Origin of the sequence: Aeromonas sp. R5-4 (assembly GCF_040908215.1) — a bacterium.
GTDB classification, from domain to species: Bacteria; Pseudomonadota; Gammaproteobacteria; order Enterobacterales; family Aeromonadaceae; genus Aeromonas; species Aeromonas veronii.
In genome coordinates, this window is record NZ_JBFODG010000026.1 from 89,109 (window position 1) to 110,642 (window position 21,534).

A 21,534-nucleotide genomic window follows, 5' to 3' on the forward strand; every position below is an offset into this window, starting at 1 on the left:
CATGATAAAACATTATAGCCACCATGAAAGCCGTGGAAAGTTTGTAGAAGAACATGGTATCAAACACAAACGATTGCAGTCATCAAAAAGTTATCTAAAAAGGCCGTTTTCTGTTTGATGATCTAAATGAAGATCAGTCTTGTTAGATAGGATTCATTGTAACGACCCAAAAATTAGAATATCTGATGACGATCATATCGTGCAAGAGCGGGAGAACAACCAAGGACGCTATTGTGCCCCAGTCCTTTCAGTACCAACCGCCCATCCTCAGGTATCAACTATCCCATCAAGTTCAACACCATCTGATTTGCGCCCTTAGCCGAGGAATTTATGAAATGGTCAAACAAACCGATTAATTCTGCGCTTTTTCATCACCTCTAAGGGGTGTAGATTGGTTGAGGGGGCAAACGTTGCCCCCTCTCTTTTTTCATGACCCCTCGAGGTATCACGAAAACACATTTTTCGCCGATATCGCGGGTGGCCTGAGCCAATCAGGAGTATTCATGTCCGATCTGACCCTCTATTTCGCTCCCGGCACCTGTGCCATGGCCGTGCAGATTGCCCTGCTGGAAGCGAATGCCCCGTTCCAACCCCGTCTCGTCAACCTCGCCGCAGGGGAGCAGCGTGATCCTGCGTATCTTGCCATCAACCCCAAAGGGCGGGTGCCTGCCCTTGTCACCGAGCAGGGCACCCTGACCGAGACCCCGGCACTGCTGCTCTATGTGGCGCAGCGCTTCCCCGCAGCCAAGCTGGCACCGCTGGACAACCCGTTCCTGCTGGCCCGCATGCAGGAGGTCAACAGCTTCCTCGCCTCCACCGTGCATGTCTCCCACGCCCACGGCCGCCGTGGCAGCCGCTGGGCGGATGACGAGCAAGCCATTGCCGCCATGCAGCAGAAAGTCGCCAGCAATATGCGCGATGGCTTTGCCCAGATTGAGCAGCACTATCTGGCAGGCCCCTGGGTGCTGGGCGAGCAGTTCAGCGTGGCGGACATCTATCTGTTCGTGGTCGCGGGCTGGCTGAAAAGCGATGGGGTCGAGATCAGTGAATTCCCCAAGGTTGCCGACCATTATCAGCGCATGCTGAGCCGCCCGGCGGTCGCCAAGGCACTGGCCAACTAACCATAAAATCAATAGCTCGATGAATAACAAGGGTGTCAGGGCTCTGCTGACACCCTTCCTGCCACCTCCCCTGCACTTCTTCTCCCGCCTTTGAGATCGTTTTCACATTTCCGTGGTTTTGCCGTGGCCCTTCCTTAGTAAAAAGCCTATCTTTGCGCCATGACGCAACCGGTTGCGTAACCGGTTGCCTAGCGGTTCACAGATTGACGGGCCAAGGCCTGATGAGGTGCTGTATGAAACGAGGCGTACTGCTCAATGCTCCCCTGAGTGCTCTGGTGGCACAGATGGGCCACACCGACGAGATCACCGTCTGCGATGCAGGCTTGCCCATTCCGGCAGGTCCGGAGCGGATCGATCTGGCGCTGATGGCGGGGACGCCCAGTCTTGAAACCGTACTGACTGCCCTGCTCACCGATCTGGTGGTGGAGAAAGCGATCATGGCAAGCGAGATCAAGCAGATCAGCCCCGCCGCCCATCAGGCGCTGGTCGATCAGCTTGAGGCGCACGCAGCCGCCCAGGGCAAGCCCATCGCCATCGAATACTGCCTGCACGAGGAGTTCAAAACCCGCTCCCGCCAGAGCAAGGCGATCGTGCGCAGCGGCGAGGTGACCCCCTACGCCAACCTGATCCTCTGCGCCGGTGTGGCGTTCTGAATTCGTCAAAGAATGCCTCTTCAAGGAAGCTGCAAATGAGCACAACCTCCCCCCTCTCACCCATTCTGGAGCTGACCGGGATCGTCAAGACCTTCCCCGGTGTGCGCGCCCTCGACGAAGCGGGTCTGCGGGTCTATCCGGGCCAGGTGATGGCCCTGCTCGGTGAAAATGGCGCCGGCAAATCCACCCTGATGAAGGTGCTGACCGGTATCTATCAGGCCGATGCGGGCAGCGTCAGCTACCGCGGTCAGCCGGTCCACTTCAAGGGGCCGCGCGATTCTCAGGATCAGGGGATCAGCATCATCCACCAAGAGCTGAACCTGCTGCCGGAGTTGTCGATTGCCGCCAACATCTTCCTCGGGCGCGAACCGCGTACCCGTTTTGGCAGCATCGACCACAAACAGCTGCGCGAACGGGCGAGCGGCCTGCTGGCGCGACTTGGCGTCAAACACGGGCCGGATACCCGACTCGGGGATCTCTCCATCGGCGAACAGCAGATGGTGGAGATCGCCAAGGCGCTGTCGTTCGATGCCAGCGTCATCATCATGGATGAACCCACCGATGCGTTGACCGATACCGAAACCGAGCAGCTGTTCAAGGTTATCCGCGAGCTGCGTGAGCAGGGTTGCGGCATCGTCTATATCTCCCACCGCCTCAAGGAGATCTTCGAGATCTGCGATCGGGTCACTGTGCTGCGCGATGGCAAGTGGATCGGCGAGAAGGCGGTGAGCGATCTGGATGAAGACAAGATCATCGAGATGATGGTGGGGCGCCGGCTGGAAGAGCAGTATCCGCGCCTTGAGCGCGAGCTTGGACCCGTCAGCCTGCAGGTGAAAGATCTGGCCGGTCCCGGCGTGCGCGGGGTGAGCTTCTCCCTGCGTCAGGGTGAAATTCTGGGCTTTAGCGGCCTGATGGGCTCCGGCCGTACCGAGCTGATGAAGCTGATCTATGGCGCCAGCCCCATCAGCGCCGGTGAAGTGGCAGTGGACGGTCATGCTCTGGTGCCCAAAAGCCCGGCCGATGGGCTGGCCGCAGGCATCGCCTATATCTCCGAAGATCGCAAAGGCGATGGGCTGGTGCTGGAGCTGTCGGTGCGGGAAAACATGAGTCTGTGCGCCCTCGACGAGTTCATCAGCAACGGCAAGATTGACGGCAAGGCCGAACGGCAGGCGGTGAGCGACTATGTGCGTCTGTTCAACATCAAGACCCCGAGTCAGAATCAGCTGATAAAACTGCTCTCCGGCGGCAACCAGCAGAAGGTGGCCATCGCAAAGGGGCTGCTGACCCGGCCCAAGGTACTGATCCTCGACGAGCCGACCCGCGGCGTCGATGTGGGGGCGAAAAAGGAAATTTATCAGCTGATCAACCAGTTCAAGAAAGAGGGGATGAGCATCATTCTGGTCTCCTCCGAAATGCCGGAAGTGCTCGGCATGAGCGATCGCATCATGGTGATGCACGAAGGGCGCATCAGCGCAGAGTTCAACACCCGCGATGCCAATCAGGAGAAGCTGATGGCGGCGGCAGTCGGTAAACAGTGGCAAGCAGAGCAAGAGGCATCCCAATGACAACCCAAACCCTTTCCCGCCGTGGCGTCATGAGCAAGGCGTGGTGGATCGAGAACAAATCCCTGGTCGCGCTGCTGGTCCTGATCGGTGTGGTCTCCTTTCTGAGCCCCAACTTCTTCACCGCCGACAACCTGCTCAACATCCTGCGCCAGACCTCGGTCAACGCCATCATGGCTGTCGGTATGACGCTGGTTATCCTTACCGCCGGTATCGATCTGTCGGTCGGCTCGGTACTGGCCCTGTGCGGTGCGCTGGCGGCGACTATGGTCGCCATGGAGCTACCGATCTGGCTGGTGGTGCCCCTCACTCTGGGTGCCGGTGCCCTGCTGGGCGGCGTCAGCGGCCTCATCATTGCCAAGGGCAAGGTACAGGCATTTATCGCCACCCTGGTCACCATGACCGCTCTGCGCGGCATCACCATGGTCTATACCGAGGGGCGTCCCATCTCCACCGGTTTCAGTGACGGCGCAGATCATTTCGCCTGGCTCGGTACCGGTTACCTGTTCGGTCTGCCGGTGCCCATCTGGCTGATGGCTATCGTCTTCCTGCTCGCATGGTTCATGCTCAACCACACCCGTCTCGGTCGCTACATCTACGCGCTGGGTGGCAACGAATCTGCTACCCGCCTCTCCGGTATCAATGTGGATCGGGTGAAGCTGGCGGTGTATGGTCTGTGCGGCGCGCTCTCGGCGCTGGCAGGGCTTATCGTTACCTCTCGTCTCTCCTCTGCCCAGCCGACGGCGGGCATGGGTTACGAGCTGGATGCCATCGCCGCAGTGGTGCTGGGTGGTACCAGCCTGATGGGCGGCAAGGGTCGCATCATGGGTACCCTGATCGGTGCGCTGATCATCGGCTTCCTGAACAACGCCCTCAACCTGCTCGACGTATCCTCCTATTACCAGATGATCGCCAAGGCCAGCGTGATCTTGCTTGCCGTGATGATCGATAACAAAAGCAATCGTTGATAAGACAAGCCACACACAAGGAATGAAATGATGAAAAAGCTCAATACCCTGCTCGCTGCCGCCATCATGTCCGTGCTGGGCACCGCCCAAGCCGCCGATCAAACCCTGGCAATGGTGGTCTCCACCCTCAATAACCCCTTCTTCGTCACCATGAAAGAGGGTGCCGAAGCCAAAGCGAAGGAGCTTGGCTACGAGCTGGTAGTACTGGACTCCCAGAATGACCCGGCCAAAGAGCTCTCCAACATGGAAGATCTCACCGTGCGCAAGGTCGGCGCCATCCTGATCAACCCCACCGACTCCGAAGCAGTCGGCAACGCCATCCGTCTGGCCAACCGCGCCAGCATTCCGGTGCTGACCCTGGACCGCGGCGCCGCGCAGGGTGAGGTCAAGGCCCACATTGCCTCCGACAACGTGGCGGGCGGCAAGCTGGCCGGTGACTTTATCACCGAGAAACTGGGCACCGGTGCCAAGGTGATCCAGCTGGAAGGGATTGCCGGTACCTCCGCCGCCCGCGACCGTGGCGAAGGTTTTGCCCTGGCCGTGGCGGCCAACAAGCTGCAGGTGCTGGCTTCCCAGCCTGCCGACTTTGACCGCACCAAGGGTCTGAACGTCATGGAAAACCTGCTGGCGGCCCACCCGACCGTTCAAGCAGTCTTTGCCCAGAACGACGAGATGGCGCTGGGTGCCATCCGCGCCGTGCAGGCTGCCAGTAAAGAAGTGATGATCGTCGGCTTCGACGGCACTGACGATGGCAAAGCCGCCGTTGCCAAGGGTAAACTGGCCGCCACCGTGGCCCAGCAGCCTGCGCTGATCGGTGCCATCGGCGTCGAGACTGCCGACAAGGTGCTGAAGGGTCAACCGGTAGAGAAATCCATTCCGGTACCGCTGCAAGTAGTCAGCAAGTAAGTGCTCGAGGGGAGGTTCGCCTCCCCTTTTCCCTCTCGTTCAGGTGCCTCCCGGCTTGAACTCACTCAGTCATCGTGTTCAAGCCAAGATGCATCAGGAGTAGTCAACATGAATCGTCTCGTCGTTCTGGGCAGTGTCAATGCAGACCATGTGCTGCGCGTTCCCCACTTTCCTCGCCCAGGTGAAACCCTGACCGGTCACAGCTATCAGGTGGTGCCCGGTGGCAAGGGGGCCAATCAGGCTGTCGCTGCCGCCCGCCTCGGCGCCCCCGTCTCCTTTATCGCCCGCATCGGTGATGACGCCATCGGCCACCAGATGAAGAGCGGCTTTGCCAAAGATGGCATCGACGTCAGCGCCGTCGAGCTCGATCCCAAGCTCCCGACCGGTATCGCCATCATCTATGTGAGCGATGAGGGGGAGAACAGCATAGGTATCTCCGCCGAAGCCAACGGTGCCATCACCCCTGCTGTGGTGAAAAACCACGAAGCGATGATCGCCGACGCCCACACCCTGCTGTTGCAGCTGGAAGTGCCGCTCGAGAGTGTCCATGAAGCAGCACGGCTGGCCCGCGCCCACGGCACCCGGGTGGTGCTCAACCCCGCCCCCGCCCGTCCGCTCTCGAGCGAACTGCTGGCACTGGTGGATCTTATCACCCCCAACCAGACCGAGGCCGAGCTGTTGACCGGCGTCAAAGTCACCGACGAAGCGAGTGCCCACGAGGCGGCCGCCCGCTTCCACCAGATGGGTATTGCGGACGTGATGATCACCCTGGGGTCGCAGGGGGTCTATTGCAGCAACGCCCAGCAGCAACAGCTGATACCGGGCTTTCGGGTCAAGGCGGTGGATACCACAGCCGCAGGCGATACCTTCAACGGCGCCCTGCTGGCGGCGGAACTGGCGGGTGCCGATTTCCACAGCGCGGTGCGCTTTGCCCACGGGGCGGCGGCACTCTCCGTCACCCGATTCGGTGCCCAGAGCTCCATCCCGAGCAAGCAGGATGTCGACACCTTCCTGCTTGAGCAGACTGCGCAGGGGAACTGATGGCCAATATCAAGGAGGTGGCGGCGCTGGCGGGGGTCTCCACCACCACCGTCTCCCATGTCATCAACGAGACCCGTTTCGTGGCCGAGGAGACCCGCGAACGGGTCTTTGCGGCCATGCGTGATCTCAACTATGCCCCGAGTCTGGTGGCCCGCAGCCTTAAGGTGAAGGAGACCAACAGTATCGGCATGCTGGTCACCACCTCCAGCAACCCCTTCTTTGCCGAAGTGGTGCGCGGGGTGGAACGTTACTGCTTCGAGCAGGGCTATAACCTGATGCTGGGCAACACCGAAGGGCAGGCAGAAACCGCCCTCTCCTACCTCAAGATGATGCTGCGCAAGCGGGTCGATGGCCTGCTGATCATGTGTAGCGAAGGCCAACAAGAGGTGTTCAACCAGCTCGACTGGCTCAAGAGCCTGCCGGTGGTGGTGATGGATTGGGGGCTGGTCAGCGAGGATGTGGATCTTATCGCCGACAACTCCTTCCACGGTGGTTATCTGGCGACCCGCCATCTGATTGAGCTGGGCCATACCGCCATCGGTTGTATCACAGGCCCCCACAGCCGCGCCCCCGCCAACCAGCGCCAAGCTGGCTTTGAGCAGGCGTTGCAGGAGGCAGGTCTCACGATCAATCAAGAGTGGATCCAGGAGGGGGACTTTGACTGCGCCAGCGGCCATCAGGCGATGACCCGTCTGCTGGCATTGCCCGAGCGCCCCACCGCCCTCTTTGTCTGCAACGACATGATGGCGATGGGAGCCATCAGTGCCGCCCATCAGGCGGGGCTAGTGATCCCGCGGGATATCTCCATCGTTGGCTATGACAATGTGGCGCTGGCCGAATTTATGTCGCCGCCACTCACCACCGTCAACCAGCCCAAGGAGGAGCTGGGGCGCCTCGCCGTCACCCGCCTGCTGGCCCGCATCAACGGCGAAGCGGTGGAGAACCACCTGATCACCGTTGACCCGGATCTGGTGATCAGACAATCCTGCGCCCCTCGCCCCTGACTTTCAGGGGCAATAAACGAACAAGGCGACCCCGAGGTCGCCTTGTTTCGTTTTATCTCTTGCCGGTGCAATACCGCTTTTTGCCCTCAGGCCAGCGACCTGGTCTCCCTGGCCGCCAGCACTTGCAGTGGTACCAACCCCAATCGTCGGGCCAGAGGCTGCAACAACTCGCCATCTTCATCACCCTGCGGCAGCCAGTAGCGGACAGGCCAGCCGGCTGCCAGCTGCGCCGCGGTTGTACTGCCAATCTCTCTGAGCGCCAGAGTGCAACCCTGTTGCCGCAATCCCGCCAGCAAGGCACCATCCGGCTGTAGCGTCGGTACCAGCAACACTAGCGGCGTACGGGAAGCCTCCGGCAGATAGGCCAGTAGATGAGTCAGCTGGGCCTGGTTGTCGAGCGGGACCAGAAGTGCCCGACCATCGGCATACTGCGCCTCGTGCGTTTGCAGCACACGGGCCAACACGGGCCCCAGCACACCGCACTCCTGCAGCCAGCGCATCTGACAGGGCACTCCCTGCTCACGCCACTCAATCGCCAATTGCCACATGTCGTTGCCCTGCCCGTCCGTCAGCGCCTGCAATGCCACTCGCAGCGGTGCAGGCTCGCGCCCCGCCAGCCACTCTCGCAGCTGATGAAGCTGCTGCTGACTCAACTGCAACTGCTGCAGCATGGCGGGCTCAAACCAGCTGATCGCCCCCTCCTGGCTACGCTTGGCCTGGTTGAGGGCCAGGATGGCCTGATCCAGCAACCGGGCGGCATCCTGTTGCTGCGCCTTGGCAACCCCGAGCCGACAGGCCAGATCGAAGCTGCACTCCCGGGTCACGAACTCGAAATGGAGCAGATCCACCAGCTCATGAATGGCGGTTTCCAGCGCATCATTCGCCTTGGTCAGCACCACGGCAAATTCATCTCCGCCGAGCCGGTAAGCGTGGCTGCCATGGGCCTGCTGCAGCTTGCTGGCCACCATCTGCAACAGCCGATCACCAACCTGATAACCCAGTAGATCATTGACCTGCTTGAAGCGCTTGAGATCGAGCACCACCAGGGCGCTCACCTCGCCGGCATGCAGAGCGCGAGAGAGCTGCTCCTGCAGGGCACGGCGGTTGCCAAGCTGGGTCAGGGGATCGAGCAGGGCAAGCCGACGGTTCGCCAGATTGGCGCGAATAAGGGCAGCGACCAGAGCGCCACCGGTCAGCAACAGGATCAGTTGCCAGATCTGCAGCCAGAACAGGCTGTTGCGGATCTGGCTGACCGAATGCTCCCGCTCCTGGCCGGAGAGGATCTGATCCCCTATCTGTTCGACGAGACGGGTCTGGCTGGCGATCGCCTCCTGCAAGCGGGCAAGCTCAGCCCCCTCGCGCAGCGCACCGGCCTCCATCTGGGGTTCGAGCTGCTTGATCTGCTCGAACAGGGTGGCCAGCACCTTGCCGAGCCCGTGCCGCTGGCGCATCTCGGCGGTCTCGCTGCTGATGAGGAAGATGTCGAGCCGGTTCCACAGCAGATCGTAATCAAGGCTCAGGGTCTCCATCGACAGTCTGCCAGCCCGATAGAGCTGCAGGTCGTAGAGGAAACGCTGGGATTCGAGCATTACCTGGCTGATGTTCCAGTGGACATTGCGGTAGAAGGTATCGACCAGCTGTTCCTGCCGATACTGCAGATAGAGGCTGCTGCCCGACGAGAGCAGAAACAGCAGCGACACCGCAACCAACAGCAGATTTTGGCGGGATAGCCCCATCAATCGACGATCTCGATGTGGGTCACCTGCCACACCATGCAGTTGTGAATGGCAGGCTCGTCCAGCTTGGGATAGGTGGTGAACGGGATGAGCAGCCAAAGCGGCCCCTTGTTGCGCCGGGTCAGCGGTTTGCCGTCCTCCTGACGCACCAGGGTCAGCGGCACGCCGTCGAACAGGGCCAGATCCACCACCTGCTGATAGCCGTTGAGGGCCGAGACGGCGATCTTGCGAGCATCCGGGATCCCTTGCGCCGCCAGCACGGCTGACAGGGTCGGCCCGCGATAGTGGTGGGCGCCCTGAGTCCAGGGGGTAGTCGTGGTGAATTCGGTCTGTGGCAAGGCGGAGAGGGCCGACTCATCGAGGGTCACCTGCTGGCCATCTGGCAGTACCAGAGTCATCAGGGGGATGGAGGCCGATGCACTGGCACTGGCCAGCATCAGGAGAAAAAAAGCGATCCATTGCTTTACTGCGGTCATGGTAATTTGCGCCAACTGCGTCCCATTTTTTAAATGGTTGCCAGTGTGGCGATTTCACCGAACCATTGCAACTGTCCCGTCGCACAGTAGCTCAGGGACCGCGCATCTCCATCCAGTTGTGCCCCTCGACTTGCCTCGGTTGATGAATGCCGCACGCCTCCAGCAACTCATCGACATAGGCGGGCACCAGCAGGGAGGCTGGGCCATAGCGTTTTTCGTCAAACTGGCTACCCACCTCGCTCGGTTCGAGATTGAGCTCGATGGTGTGCGCCCCGTTGAGGCCCGCCTCATGGACAAACCCGGCGGCTGGATAGACGGCGCCAGAGGTGCCGATGGAGATAAAGAGATCGCACTGGGCCAGCGCGCTGTAGATGCGATCCAGCCCCAGCGGCATTTCGCCAAACCAGACCACATGGGGACGCATCGGCTGGGGGAACTGGCAACAGGAGCAGAGCTCGTCCTGATGGAGATCGCCGCGCCACTCGATCACCTGACCGGACTCGGGGCAGCGGGCCTTGAGCAGCTCCCCGTGCATATGGATAAGGTTCTTGCTGCCAGCGCTCTCGTGCAGATTGTCGATGTTCTGGGTGACCAGGGTGACCGTGCCGGGCAGCAGTCGCTCGAGGCGGGCCAGCGCATAGTGGGCCGGATTGGGGTGAACCTGGGGCTGTTGCAGCTGTTTGCGGCGGGAGTTGTAAAAGCGCAGCACCAGTTCGGGATCCCGGGCATACCCCTCGGGAGTCGCCACATCCTCGACCTTGTGCTCTTCCCACAAACCGTCGCAGGCACGAAAAGTCTTGATGCCGGATTCGGCAGAGATCCCCGCGCCGGTCAGGATCACGATATGTTTATATGACTGCGCCATAAGCTGCTCCGTCTATCCCCGCACAATAAATGTGACCTTAGCACAGGGAAAAAAGTGTCACTATTCGCCCTTGGTCTTAAGCGGCGCCGCTGGCAACACGGGTAACCAGGCATCCAGTACCGACAGATCCAGCCTGACAAAGACCATCTCCCGCCCGGTCACCAGGGTCAGCGGCAAGCCAAGGCGCTTGAGCAGAGTCAGCATCGGCCGGTTCTGGGCCAGCACTTCCGCCGTCCACTCTCGGATCCCGTCCGCCCTGGCCAACAGTGCCAGCGCCAGCAGAATCCGCCTCCCCGCCCCCTTGTGCTGGAAGTGATCCGCCACGATGCAGGAGAACTCCGCCCGATCGGGATGAAGGCGGCGGCGGATTGATTGCGCCTGAGCCAGCGGCTCACCGGCCAGATCGGTCAGTAGCAGCGAGATCTGTTGTTCGGGATGGTAATTGAGAAATTGAGCCACCTGTTCCGGTGGCGGCGTCCGTTTCGGGCGCATAAAGCGCAGATAGATGCTCTCTTCACTCAATGCATCGTAAGCGGCCAGCATGCGGGCAGGCGCCACACCATGCAGCTCGCGCAGCAAGCAAGGCACCCCGGAGACCTCCATAGCCAGTGGCAGCGCAGCTCGGGAAACCGGATGGGGCCAGCCCTCCAGTCCTTTGCCAAGGCGCTCCCGGTGCATGGGCCAGCAGAGGTAGCGCGGCATGGCTTACCAGCGCCCCGTCATACCGCGCTCTCGCCACACCTCGACGTCGAGCAGGTTGTAAGGATCATCCAGATAGACGGCGATCCCCAGCTCCCGAACCCGGGCCATAAAGCGTCCCAGCAGGGAGTCACCGGTCAAGGACTCCATCTCCGGCAAGATCCCCTGCCCCAGCAGCAAGGCTTGCAGCGGCAAACGCTCCAGCAGATCGAATGGCAGATGCTGGCTGTTATCGAGCAGCAGCGCCAGCTTGCTCCCCGCCAAACTGGCTTGCAGCACCAGCGCGAAGCGATCGGCATTGCCGAGCAGGTGGTCACGACGGTGGATCAGCAGGGTCAGTTCGGCTGGGGTACGCGACTGCTCCGTCAGCCAATCCTTGAGCGCCTCCCAGCGGCTGGGTAAACCCGTTACCGCCAGCCAGACCGGATGAGGGGTCGCGGGACTGGAGAGCAGCCCTAGCTGACCCTGCACCTCCCCCTGCCACCGGCGGATGGAGCGACGCTGGCCGCTCAAGCGCTGCTGACGCAGCGGGCCCAGATAGAGTCGACGCAGCAACCTGAGCAGCTCGTCGCAATCAAGCGGCTTGGCCAGCGCCGCCAGAATATTGAAACCGGCATCGTGCAGCAGGCGGCGGGCACCGTCGATCAGCGTCTGCTCATGGGCCGAAAGCAGCACAATGGGCAGCCCGGCCTCCTGCAACTGGGGCTGGTTCATCAGCAGACTGATGGCATCTTGCTCCACCAGACTGAGATCGCACACCAGCAGGCTGATGTCGCCCGCCGACAATGCCGCAAGGCAGGCCGATTCATCCTGTACCCACTGACAGGAGAGCCCCAACCCGGCGATGGTCTGTTGCAGTTGCATCCCCTGAAACGGGTGATCCTCGAGCAGCAGCACCTTGTTAGCGGCCAGCCAGTTGCACCAGTCACGATAACTGGCGGCAAGCCCCCCCAGCCAATCTTCGCCGATAGCGTAGATCCCCTCATGCTGCTGCAACTGGGGGAAATAGTCAGCCTGCTGATGAGCGGCGGGGTCGTAAAGGGCAATGGCACCTGCCGCAAACAACCCTTCCCACTGCCAGCAGGCATCCGGTCGGGTACGGTGCAGCGTGACATAGGAGGGCAATGTCATGGTGCTGGCCAACTCATGGGCGGTGCTGTCGAGGGCATAGAGCACAATGGGGCAAAATCCTGCCGCCTCATGCTCTTCCGAATCGAGCAACGCCAGTAATTCTTCATCAGTGATGATCATCTTGAGCCCTCTTTGAAAACTGCTGGCTGAACTCATCCAGTGCCCGGTTCAATCTGGCTTGCAGCATCGGATGGGGCGCCTGTTGCCACTCTTCAATGACCGCCACCAACGCAGTCGCCCCTACCATTCTGGCGGCCCCCTTCAACTTGTGTAAAGCAGCATTCACGCCAACTTCATCTTCTTCTGTGCTGCAGCGCTCAAGTTCGGCCAAATCATCACGGGTAGCCTTCAGATAAAGGGCGGCCAGTTCATCGGTCAGCAGCGAGGCAACCGGTGTCGGGGCGACAACATTGCTCCCCTCTTTGGCAATATGGCGCAGCAAGGTCGCCAGCTCCTTGAGGGCGACCGGCTTGTCCAGATGGCCATCGCAACCGCAGGATTGCAGCTCCCTTGCCGCCTGATCACTGAGATCTGCGGTGATCACATAGACCGGCAGACGGGCCCAACGGGCGGATTGGCGCAATTGCCTGCACAGCTCGGCCCCGTTCATCACCGGCATCTGCAGATCGGTCAGCACAAAATCCACCTCTTGCTGCGCCAGCATCTCCAGCGCCAGCTGCCCGTTGGCGGCAGTGATAACGCTGGCACCAAGTTGCCCCAGTTGCAGGCTGATCAGCTCGCGATTGACATCGTGATCTTCAACCAGCAGTACCCGCATGCCGAGCCCTGGCTGCGTACCGGCGACCGGTTGATCCGGGGTCAAGCGTGGTTGCAGCAGGGTGATGATGGTCCCGGGCACCCAGGACTCCCCTTGCCAGGCCCAATAGTAGAGCCCCTTCTCGTCCACCTCCGCTTGCAGCGTATCAACGGCGTTGCTGACGGTGGCGATCCCCAAGCGACTGAGCCAGGGCGAGAGCGCTTGCGCCTCATCGTGGGGTAAAGAGAGTGCCAGCTGCCGCACATTGGGCAGCCAGTCCGGCTCCTGCTGCACCCGCTTCAGGGGCAACTCGCAATAGAAGCGGCTACCACCACCAACACGCCCCTCGACATCGATAAGACCCCCCATCTGCTCGATCAGCTGCTTGCAGATCGCCAGACCAAGACCGGTGCCCGGCGCCCGCAGCTGGCCTTCAACGGCAAACTGCTCGAACGGCATAAAGAGCGTGGTGCGCATCTTGGTAGTGATCCCCGGTCCCTGATCATCCACACCAAAGCGCAAGGTCGATGCAACCACCTCGGCCCACAGCACCACTTCCCCACGCAGGCTGAACTTGATGGCATTGGAGAGCAGGTTGTGGAGTACTTGCCGTACCCGGTGAGGGTCGAGGGTCTGCAGGGCTGGCAGAGCCGGGTTCAACTTAAGGCGCAGTTGCAATCCCTTGGCCCGCGCCTTGGTCCAGTGCACCGCCGCCACGTGCTCGCACAGCTCGGCAAAATCGGTGGGTTGCGGCGAGAGGGAGAGTTTGCTGTTTTCGTTGCGGCTAAAGTCGAGCACATCGTTGAGCAGGCCGAGCAGCTCATCCCCCGCCTGACGCACCCGCGCCAGCGCCGAATCCTGCTCTCTCGACAAAGGAGTGCTGGCCAGCCACTCCAGCAAACCGAGCATGGCGTTCATCGGCGTGCGGATCTCGTGGCTGATGGCGGCCAAAAAGCGCCCCTTGGCCAGAACTGCCTGTTGCGCCTGCTCATGGGAGTGCTGCAGTGCTTGATCCTGCTCGACCCGGGCAGTGGCATCCTGCATCACCGCATAAATTCGCCAACCCTGCGGTTGACTGCGGCCACGGCCATAGAGCTGCAACCAGCGCAGACCCTTGGTCGGATGGTAATAGCGCATGGTGAACGCGAAGGGTTTGCCAGCCTGCAACATGGCGAACATCTCACGGCTTACCCGACGACGATCCTCGCGCTCCAGCATAATGAGCACCCGTTTGGGCTCACGACGGATCTGCTGACTCGCCAGCCCCAGCAGCTCGTAACAGCCCCGGCTGATAAACTCGATCCCACCTACCCGTCCCCGCTCGAACATAAACTGCAGCACCACGCCGGGAACGGTATTGGTCAGGGCGCGCAGGCGGCGTTCTGCCTGACGCAAAAAACGGGCCTGCTCACGCAGCACACTGATATCCGACAGGGCGATAAGATCGGTGGCTGGTGCCTGCTTGTCCAGCCGCAGCGGATGCTGGGCATAGGCGAAGACCTGATCCCCCAGCACAAGCTCCCCTTCACTCTTCTGAGGCTGCACCGGCGGCAGCATCAACTGCTGCGAATAGCGCAGGGCCAGACGTCGCCCCTGCTTGTTGGATTTGATCACCTTGCCCTGGCTATTGCGCAGATAGACGGGCACCGGCAACGCCTGAAACATGGTTTCCCGCAGCTCGCTCTCGATGGCTAGCGCCTTCTCGGCGGCGTGACGCTGGGCCACCTCCCGTGCCAGTTGCTGGCGGGAGCGCCAGATCCCGCCGATGACGATACCGCTGATCAGCAGTGCCATGGCAATGGAGCCAAACCAGGCGGCGTAGCTCACGCCGGGCTGCTGCACGACGAGCAAGCGACGCCAGCGCTGGTTTAGTTCATCAATCTGGGTGCTGGTCAGTGCCATCAGGTTGCGATCCATCACCCCGGCCAGTTCGGTCTGACTCTTGTTGATGGCAAAGCCAAGACTGAAGCGATCTTCCAGCTCCTCGATATCGAGCCCTTCCAGCAAGTTGGTACGCTGGGGATATTGCAGCTGATATAGCTCGCTCAGCATGGCGTCAGCCTTGCCCTGTTTGATCGCGGCAAGCCCCTGCTCGAGGCCGTCGGTGCGAAGCCACTCCTGATCACCGAGCAGGGCGAGCAAGGAGGGATCGTAGAGGGATTCCGGCACCAGAATACGCTGCCGCTTGAGTTGGGTGATGCGATCGGCAGCCAGCTTGCGCTTGCTGATCAAAGCAAACCGGTTGGTGGAGATCGTCCGACTGAAAATGAACTGATCCGTCAATGCCGGGGATTCCGGCAAGCCGGCCATCATATCCGCCTCACCACGGCGCAGCTTTTCTACGGCCTCCGCCTTGCTGGCGGCATGCACCAGCTTGTATTTCAGGCCGGTCTCCTGGGTGACCCAGCGCAGCACATCCGCGCTCCACCCTTTCGCCTCCCCGAGATCATTGACGCCGCTATAGGGCATCAACTCGGGATTGACCACCAGGCGAATGGTGCGCCCGCGGCCGGATAACCAGGCCTGCTCGGTATCGCTGAAGTGGGGCTGGTTGACATATAGCGACCCCTGATCGAGATAGCGAGCCAGATCGGTATAGATAGTACCGGCGGGCATATGACGGATCAGGGTGTCCACCAGATTGGCCAACTCAGGCTGATCACGCATCATCAAGCGATAGCTGATGATCCGATCCTCACCAAACAGGCGGCGCAGGCGCAACCCATCGGCAGGAAACTCGCGCATCAGATAGCGCAGTTGCAGATAGTCCCCCAGATAGGCGTCACCCTTGCCACTCTGCAGCGCGTCGTAGACCTTCTCTCCGCTTTTTAGGGAAATAACGCGTGCCTGGGGATAGAGCTCGTGCAGCAGGCGGGCTGAGTCTGCCACCGAGTAGACCAGAAAGCGGGCCTGTTTGAGATTTTCTCCCTTGTAGAGGATGGCGGCATCGGTCTCCATCATCGGACGACTTAACCGCATACCCTCCACGGCCTTCTTGCGGGTTCCGACATAGGGAATGATGTCGCAGTCACCCTCTGCGAGCCCATTGCGCAATGTCTGCCAATCGGGCAACTCTTTGAGCACCAGCGGAATCGGGAACAGCTCCTGCAACCGGGCGAGACGATCCTTGAGCAGTCCCCCCTCGGCCATCAGGTATGGTGGAGGAAGCGTCGCAGGATAGCAGAGCGAAAGCTGACTCAGTGAATTTACATAAGCTTGGGTCGCCGGCGCCAACGGCAGCACTGTGGTCTGCAAAGGCTTGACGTGCAATGGCAGTGCCAGTACGGCACCTAGAAGAAAAACGGGGAATTTGGTCATCTGAAAACAAAAGCCAGGCATCTGCCTGGCTTTTTATCACTCGTTGGGTTCAACATTTTCTACCCTGGCCTTGAGCTTCTGGCCAGGCCGGAAGGTCACCACGCGGCGGGCGCTGATAGGAATATCCTCGCCCGTCTTGGGGTTACGTCCGGGACGCTGATTCTTCTCACGAAGGTCAAAGTTACCGAAGCCTGAAATCTTGACTTGTTCACCACGCTCAAGCGCCTGTCGGATTTCCTCAAAGAAGGCTTCCACCATATCTTTGGCTTCACGCTTGCTCATCCCGAGCTGGGTGAACAGGTGCTCTGCAATGTCGGCTTTGGTAAGCGCCATAGATCAATCCCTCAAGGATGCATTCAACTCTTCACCAAGGGCCCGCACGACATTGTCTACGGTCTCGGCAATCTCTTTCTCCTCCAGGGTGCGCTGGGTATCTTGCAATACAAGACTGATGGCCAGGCTCTTCTTGTCCTCTGCCATACCAGCCCCCTGGTATACGTCAAACAAGTTTATTCCAACTACCTGATTTCCGCCAACTTTTTTAATTACCGCAAGCACATCACCTGCCAGAACCTGACGATCGACCACGACGGCGATGTCGCGACGGTTCGCCGGGAACTTGGAAACCTCGGCTGCAACCGGCACCTTGGCCGGGGTCAGCTTATCCAGCTCCAGCTCAAACATCACCGCACGGCTCTTGAGGCCCAGCTTCTTCTCGAGGCTCGGGTGGATCACGCCGATGTGGCCGATGATCTCGCCATTACGCAGGATGGCTGCGCTCTGGCCCGGGTGCAGGGCGCTGTGCTCGGTGCGCTCGAAGGTAAAGGTGGCCCCTTCGGCGGTCAAGTCCAGCACCGCTTCCAGATCCCCTTTCAAATCAAAGAAGTCGGCTGCACGGGTTTTGATATCCCAGTGCTCGTCGCTCTGGTTGCCAGTGATGATACCGGCCAGCATCGGCTCCTGACGGATGCCGTTCTCGGCGCTTTCATCCTTGATGAAACGCAGACCCTGTTCAAACAGACGCACACGCGGCTGCTGACGGTTCTGGTTGTAAACCACCGCCTGCACCAGACCCGGGAACAGAGAGACGCGCATGGCGGACATCTCGACCGAGATCGGGTTCGGCAGCACGATGGCATCGCTCTGCGGGAACAGGGTTTGCTGGGTCTTGGGATCGACGAAGCTGTAGGTGATCGCTTCCTGGAAACCGCGGTCAACCAGCAGGTCGCGCACGCGCTTCAGGGTCACCTGCCCTTCTGCCTGCTCCACCATCGCCAGAGAGGCGGCGGGTTTCAGGTTCGGGATGTTGTTGTAGCCGTAGATGCGAGCCACTTCCTCGATGAGGTCTTCCTCGATGGCGATATCGAAACGCCAGGAGGGCGCCAACGCAGTCCAACCGTCAGCATCCACAGTCACCTGCATGCCGAGGCGAGTCAGGATCTCGACCACCTGAGCATCCGCCACGCTGATACCGATCACTTTATCGAGCTTGCTGCGACGCAGCTTGATGGGGGCAGCCTTGGGCAGATGGGCATCGGATTTGACCTCGATGACCGGACCGGCTTCACCGCCGCAGATATCCAGCAGCAGACGGGTGGCTCTGTCCATCACCTTGGCCTGCAGCTGCGGATCCACCCCGCGCTCGAAGCGATGGGAAGAGTCGGTGTGCAGACCGTAGGCACGGGCACGGCCGGTGATGGAGAGCGGCGCGAAGAAGGCGCACTCCAGCAGGATGTCGGTGGTGGTCTCGGAAACACCGGTGCGATTGCCACCGAAGATACCGGCCATGCAGGCAGGGCCTTTGGCATCGGCAATCACCAGGGTGGTCTCTTTGAGCTTCACTTCGTTGCCGTCGAGCAGGGTCATCGGCTCATCGGTGTGGGCGCGACGCACCACCAGCTCCCCTTCCAGGGTAGCCAGATCGAAGGCGTGCATCGGCTGACCGTATTCCAGCAGCAGGTAGTTGGTGATGTCGACAATGGCATCGATGGAACGAATGCCGCCACGGCGCAGCTTCTCTTGCATCCAGAGCGGGCTCTGGGCCTGCAAGTTCAGCCCCTTGATGACGCGGCCCAGATAACGGGGGCAATCAGCTGGTGCTTCAACCCGGATCGGGAAAGTTGCATCAATGGTGGCAACAGCTGGTGCCCAGGTCGGCTCGACCACGTCCACGCTGTTGAGCACGCCAATTTCACGGGCCAGACCGGCGATACCGAGGCAATCGGCACGGTTCGGAGTCAGATCCACGTCGATGGAGACGTCGTTCAGATTGAGGTAGTCGCGAATATCGGTACCGATGGGGGCATCGGCCGGCAGCTCGATGATGCCATCGGCTTCAACGTCGATACCCAGCTCACTGAAAGAGCAGAGCATGCCATGGGACGGCTGGCCACGCAGCTTGGCTTTCTTGATGGTGAAATCACCCGGCAGGGTCGCCCCTACTTTGGCCACACACACTTTCAAGCCCTGACGGCAGTTTGGCGCGCCGCAGACGATGTCCAGCAGCTCGGCTTCACCCACGTTGACCTTGGTCACCCGCAGCTTGTCGGCGTCAGGATGCTGGGCGCACTCGACCACTTCACCCACAACCACATTGTTGAACTGGCCAGCCACCGCTTCCACGGCGTCCACTTCCAGACCGGCCATGGTGATCTGTTCGGCCAGCGCATTGTCACTCAACTCGGTGCGGACCCACTCCATCACCCAGGATTTACTGAATTTCATGTTCTCTCGCCCTTACTTGAACTGCTTGAGGAAGCGCAGGTCGTTTTCGAAGAAGGCACGCAGGTCGTTGACCCCGTAACGCAGCATGGTCAGGCGCTCAACGCCCATGCCGAAGGCAAAGCCCGAGTATTTTTCCGGATCGATGCCGACTGAACGCAGTACGTTCGGGTGAACCATGCCACAGCCCAGCACTTCCAGCCACTTGCCGTTCTTGCCCATCACGTCCACTTCAGCGCTCGGCTCGGTGAACGGGAAATAGGAAGGACGGAAGCGAATGGTCAGGTCTTCCTCGAAGTAGTTGCGCAGGAAGTCGTGCAGAATGCCCTTCAGCTCGGTAAAGCTGGCATGCTCGTCAACCAGCAGGCCTTCAACCTGATGGAACATCGGGGTGTGGGTCATGTCGTAGTCGTTACGATAGACGCGGCCCGGTGCAATGATGCGGATCGGCGGCTGCTGATGTTCCATAGTGCGGATCTGCACACCGGAGGTGTGGGTACGCAGCATCAGATCAGGATTGAAGTAGAAGGTATCGTGATCGGTACGCGCCGGATGATGAGCCGGAATGTTCAGCGCATCGAAGTTGTGGAAGCCATCTTCAATCTCGGGACCGCGGGCAACCTTGAAGCCCATCTCGCCAAACAGGCGCTCGATGCGTTCAATGGTGCGGGTTACCGGATGCAGACCGCCATTCTCGATGCGACGGCCCGGCAGGCTGACGTCGATGGTCTCGGCTGCCAGCTTCTGGTTCAGCACAGCAACTTCGAGCGCTTCACGACGCTCGTTCAGCGCATCCTGAACCTGTTGTTTTGCCTGGTTGATCACGGCGCCCGCGGCGGGACGCTCTTCAGCAGACAAGGCACCCAGGCCCTTCATCTGCTCGGTAAAAAAGCCCTTTTTACCCAGATATTTGACCCGGATTTCGTCGAGGGTCGCGATATCGCTCACGCCCTCAATTTCGGCTCTGGCTTGGCCGACTACTTCTTCAAGCTGTTGCATGTCTTCCTCGTCACCACTCCCGGTACAGGAGCCTTTAGGCTAAATAAGGTCAAGAGTGGAATAATACAAAAAAAGCCCCTTCGCTGACCATAGCTAAGGTTGGCTTTTCTCCCTACAAATCATTTTGTTATATCAAGCGAGTCTCATCGGTTCACTGCCACTCCTGAAATACTGGAACAAACATCTAGTTTGTTGGCATATAGACTATTTGTAGAACAGGTCATCTCGCACATATCACCTTGTGTGGAGAAATATGCAGCTCGTGTAAAACAGTGGACAGAATATGGACGAGAGAAAGGAAAAACTGATGTAACACAGAGAGTTATAGATACAAAAAAGGAGGCCTGAGCCTCCTTTTAGCGTTTATAACAGGACTGGATTAAACCAGAGCTGCTTTAGCTTTTTCAACCAGGGCGGTGAAAGCCATTTTGTCGTGAACGGCGATATCGGACAGGATCTTGCGATCGATCTCGATAGAAGCCTTCTTCAGACCGTTAATCAGACGGCTGTAGGACAGACCGTTCTGACGGGCTGCAGCGTTGATACGCGCAATCCACAGCTGACGGAACTGACGCTTTTTCTGGCGACGGTCACGGTAGGCATACTGACCAGCTTTGGTTACCGCTTGTACCGCTACGCGGTAAACACGGGAACGGGCACCGTAGTAACCTTTGGCGGCTTTCATTACTTTCTTGTGACGAGCTCGAGCAGTCACACCACGTTTAACTCTTGGCATTTTTCACATCCCCCCTTATGCGTACGGCAGACAAGCGACAACACGTTTGTGGTCGGCAGCAGAAACCATGAATTTCGGTCCCAGCTGACGCTTACGCTTGCTGCTCTTCTTGGTCAGGATGTGACGCAGGTGGTTATGCTTGCACTTGAAGCGACCCGAGCCAGTCTTTTTGAAGCGCTTTGCAGCACCCCGGTTGGTTTTCATCTTCGGCATTTCATACTCCGCATTGTGAGTGACAACAAAATCGCAAGGCGAACCAACTCATGGGGCAGGCCCCATGAGTCAATTTCTTGTGGGCCTTAAGATTTCTTCTTAGGTGCGAGAACCATCACAGCTTGACGGCCTTCGACTTTCGGGAACGACTCGACTACGGCCAACTCTTCCAGATCGTTCTTGACGCGCTCCAGAACCTTGATACCAAGATCCTGGTGGGCCATTTCACGACCACGGAAGCGCAGGGTGACCTTAGCCTTGTCCCCGTCTTCCAGAAAGCGAACCAGGTTGCGTAGTTTTACCTGATAGTCGCCTTCGTCAGTGCCAGGACGGAATTTGATTTCCTTGACCTGGACGACTTTCTGCTTTTTCTTCTGTTCTTTGGTTGTTTTGCTCTTTTCGTAGAGGAATTTGCCGTAATCCATGATCCGGCAAACGGGCGGCTCAGCATTTGGACTGATCTCTACCAGATCAACTCCGGCCTCTGCGGCCAAGTTCAGAGCATCCTGAATGGAGGTGATGCCAATGGCTTCACCATCCAGACCAGTCAGACGAACTTCTTTCAGACGGATCTCTTCATTGATCCGGTGAGCGCGGGCTTGCGGTTGCTTGCCCAGTTTTTTTCCGC

The 21,534-nt window shown here is 59.7% G+C and carries 19 protein-coding genes; 7 read left to right on the forward strand and 12 right to left on the reverse strand.

The window, feature by feature from the left end; all coding sequences use genetic code 11:
• Positions 1-503: 503 nt before the first annotated feature.
• The 7 genes from AB5Y83_RS12900 to AB5Y83_RS12930 all read left to right on the forward strand — a co-directional run bounded on the left by AB5Y83_RS12900 (position 504) and on the right by AB5Y83_RS12930 (position 7,255).
• Positions 504-1,121 carry a glutathione S-transferase family protein gene (locus tag AB5Y83_RS12900; RefSeq protein ID WP_216953560.1) on the forward strand — a complete coding sequence of 206 codons (618 nt, stop codon included), beginning with the start codon at positions 504-506 and terminating at the stop codon, positions 1,119-1,121.
• A gap of 233 nt (positions 1,122-1,354) precedes the next feature.
• On the forward strand, positions 1,355-1,774 hold the full coding sequence (gene rbsD / locus AB5Y83_RS12905; RefSeq protein ID WP_103252053.1) for a D-ribose pyranase: 420 nt from the start codon (positions 1,355-1,357) through the stop codon (positions 1,772-1,774).
• Positions 1,775-1,809: 35 nt separating this feature from the next.
• Positions 1,810-3,339, forward strand: a complete 1,530-nt coding sequence (gene rbsA / locus AB5Y83_RS12910; RefSeq protein ID WP_368175285.1) for a ribose ABC transporter ATP-binding protein RbsA — start codon at positions 1,810-1,812, stop codon at positions 3,337-3,339.
• Positions 3,336-4,304, forward strand: coding sequence for a ribose ABC transporter permease (gene rbsC / locus AB5Y83_RS12915; RefSeq protein ID WP_005336670.1), 969 nt, complete (start codon positions 3,336-3,338; stop codon positions 4,302-4,304). Before rbsA ends, rbsC begins: the two co-directional genes overlap by 4 nt.
• 30 nt (positions 4,305-4,334) lie before the next feature.
• Positions 4,335-5,210 carry a ribose ABC transporter substrate-binding protein RbsB gene (gene rbsB, locus AB5Y83_RS12920; protein WP_368175336.1) on the forward strand — a complete coding sequence of 292 codons (876 nt, stop codon included), beginning with the start codon at positions 4,335-4,337 and terminating at the stop codon, positions 5,208-5,210.
• A gap of 108 nt (positions 5,211-5,318) precedes the next feature.
• Entirely contained in the window at positions 5,319-6,251 is a 933-nt protein-coding gene (rbsK, locus tag AB5Y83_RS12925; protein ID WP_368175286.1) for a ribokinase, read from the forward strand.
• Positions 6,251-7,255 carry a substrate-binding domain-containing protein gene (locus tag AB5Y83_RS12930; protein ID WP_005360590.1) on the forward strand — a complete coding sequence of 335 codons (1,005 nt, stop codon included), beginning with the start codon at positions 6,251-6,253 and terminating at the stop codon, positions 7,253-7,255. The genes rbsK and AB5Y83_RS12930 overlap by 1 nt, the downstream gene beginning before the upstream one ends.
• A gap of 86 nt (positions 7,256-7,341) precedes the next feature.
• On the opposite strand, the gene AB5Y83_RS12935 is transcribed toward AB5Y83_RS12930, so the two are convergent.
• The 12 genes from AB5Y83_RS12935 to infC all read right to left on the reverse strand — a co-directional run bounded on the left by AB5Y83_RS12935 (position 7,342) and on the right by infC (position 21,523).
• Positions 7,342-8,991, reverse strand: coding sequence for a diguanylate cyclase (locus AB5Y83_RS12935; protein ID WP_368175287.1), 1,650 nt, complete (start codon positions 8,989-8,991; stop codon positions 7,342-7,344).
• Positions 8,991-9,467 (reverse strand): hypothetical protein, encoded by a 477-nt coding sequence (locus AB5Y83_RS12940; RefSeq protein ID WP_368175288.1) that lies wholly within the window; start codon positions 9,465-9,467, stop codon positions 8,991-8,993. The genes AB5Y83_RS12935 and AB5Y83_RS12940 overlap by 1 nt, the downstream gene beginning before the upstream one ends.
• 91 nt (positions 9,468-9,558) lie before the next feature.
• On the reverse strand, positions 9,559-10,332 hold the full coding sequence (cobB, locus tag AB5Y83_RS12945) for a Sir2 family NAD+-dependent deacetylase (RefSeq protein WP_005351956.1): 774 nt from the start codon (positions 10,330-10,332) through the stop codon (positions 9,559-9,561).
• A gap of 60 nt (positions 10,333-10,392) precedes the next feature.
• Positions 10,393-11,034, reverse strand: a complete 642-nt coding sequence (locus tag AB5Y83_RS12950) for a GNAT family N-acetyltransferase (RefSeq protein WP_368175289.1) — start codon at positions 11,032-11,034, stop codon at positions 10,393-10,395.
• Positions 11,035-11,037: 3 nt separating this feature from the next.
• Positions 11,038-12,282 (reverse strand): response regulator, encoded by a 1,245-nt coding sequence (locus AB5Y83_RS12955; RefSeq protein ID WP_128815039.1) that lies wholly within the window; start codon positions 12,280-12,282, stop codon positions 11,038-11,040.
• Positions 12,269-16,258: a transporter substrate-binding domain-containing protein gene (locus tag AB5Y83_RS12960; protein WP_368175290.1), complete on the reverse strand. Its 3,990-nt coding sequence runs from the start codon at positions 16,256-16,258 to the stop codon at positions 12,269-12,271. Before AB5Y83_RS12960 ends, AB5Y83_RS12955 begins: the two co-directional genes overlap by 14 nt.
• A 15-nt stretch (positions 16,259-16,273) precedes the next feature.
• On the reverse strand, positions 16,274-16,570 hold the full coding sequence (gene ihfA / locus AB5Y83_RS12965; RefSeq protein WP_005300715.1) for an integration host factor subunit alpha: 297 nt from the start codon (positions 16,568-16,570) through the stop codon (positions 16,274-16,276).
• 3 nt (positions 16,571-16,573) lie between these two features.
• Positions 16,574-18,961, reverse strand: coding sequence for a phenylalanine--tRNA ligase subunit beta (gene pheT, locus AB5Y83_RS12970; RefSeq protein ID WP_021230076.1), 2,388 nt, complete (start codon positions 18,959-18,961; stop codon positions 16,574-16,576).
• A gap of 12 nt (positions 18,962-18,973) precedes the next feature.
• A complete protein-coding gene (pheS, locus tag AB5Y83_RS12975) occupies positions 18,974-19,957 on the reverse strand; it encodes a phenylalanine--tRNA ligase subunit alpha (RefSeq protein WP_005336686.1) in 984 nt (327 codons plus the stop codon).
• Positions 19,958-20,336: 379 nt separating this feature from the next.
• Positions 20,337-20,693, reverse strand: coding sequence for a 50S ribosomal protein L20 (gene rplT / locus AB5Y83_RS12980; protein ID WP_005336687.1), 357 nt, complete (start codon positions 20,691-20,693; stop codon positions 20,337-20,339).
• 15 nt (positions 20,694-20,708) lie between these two features.
• Complete coding sequence (gene rpmI / locus AB5Y83_RS12985; RefSeq protein ID WP_005336688.1) at positions 20,709-20,906, reverse strand: 50S ribosomal protein L35; 198 nt, start codon at positions 20,904-20,906, stop codon at positions 20,709-20,711.
• A gap of 86 nt (positions 20,907-20,992) precedes the next feature.
• On the reverse strand, positions 20,993-21,523 hold the full coding sequence (gene infC / locus AB5Y83_RS12990; RefSeq protein ID WP_196783562.1) for a translation initiation factor IF-3: 531 nt from the start codon (positions 21,521-21,523) through the stop codon (positions 20,993-20,995).
• Between the last annotated feature and the right edge of the window lie 11 nt (positions 21,524-21,534).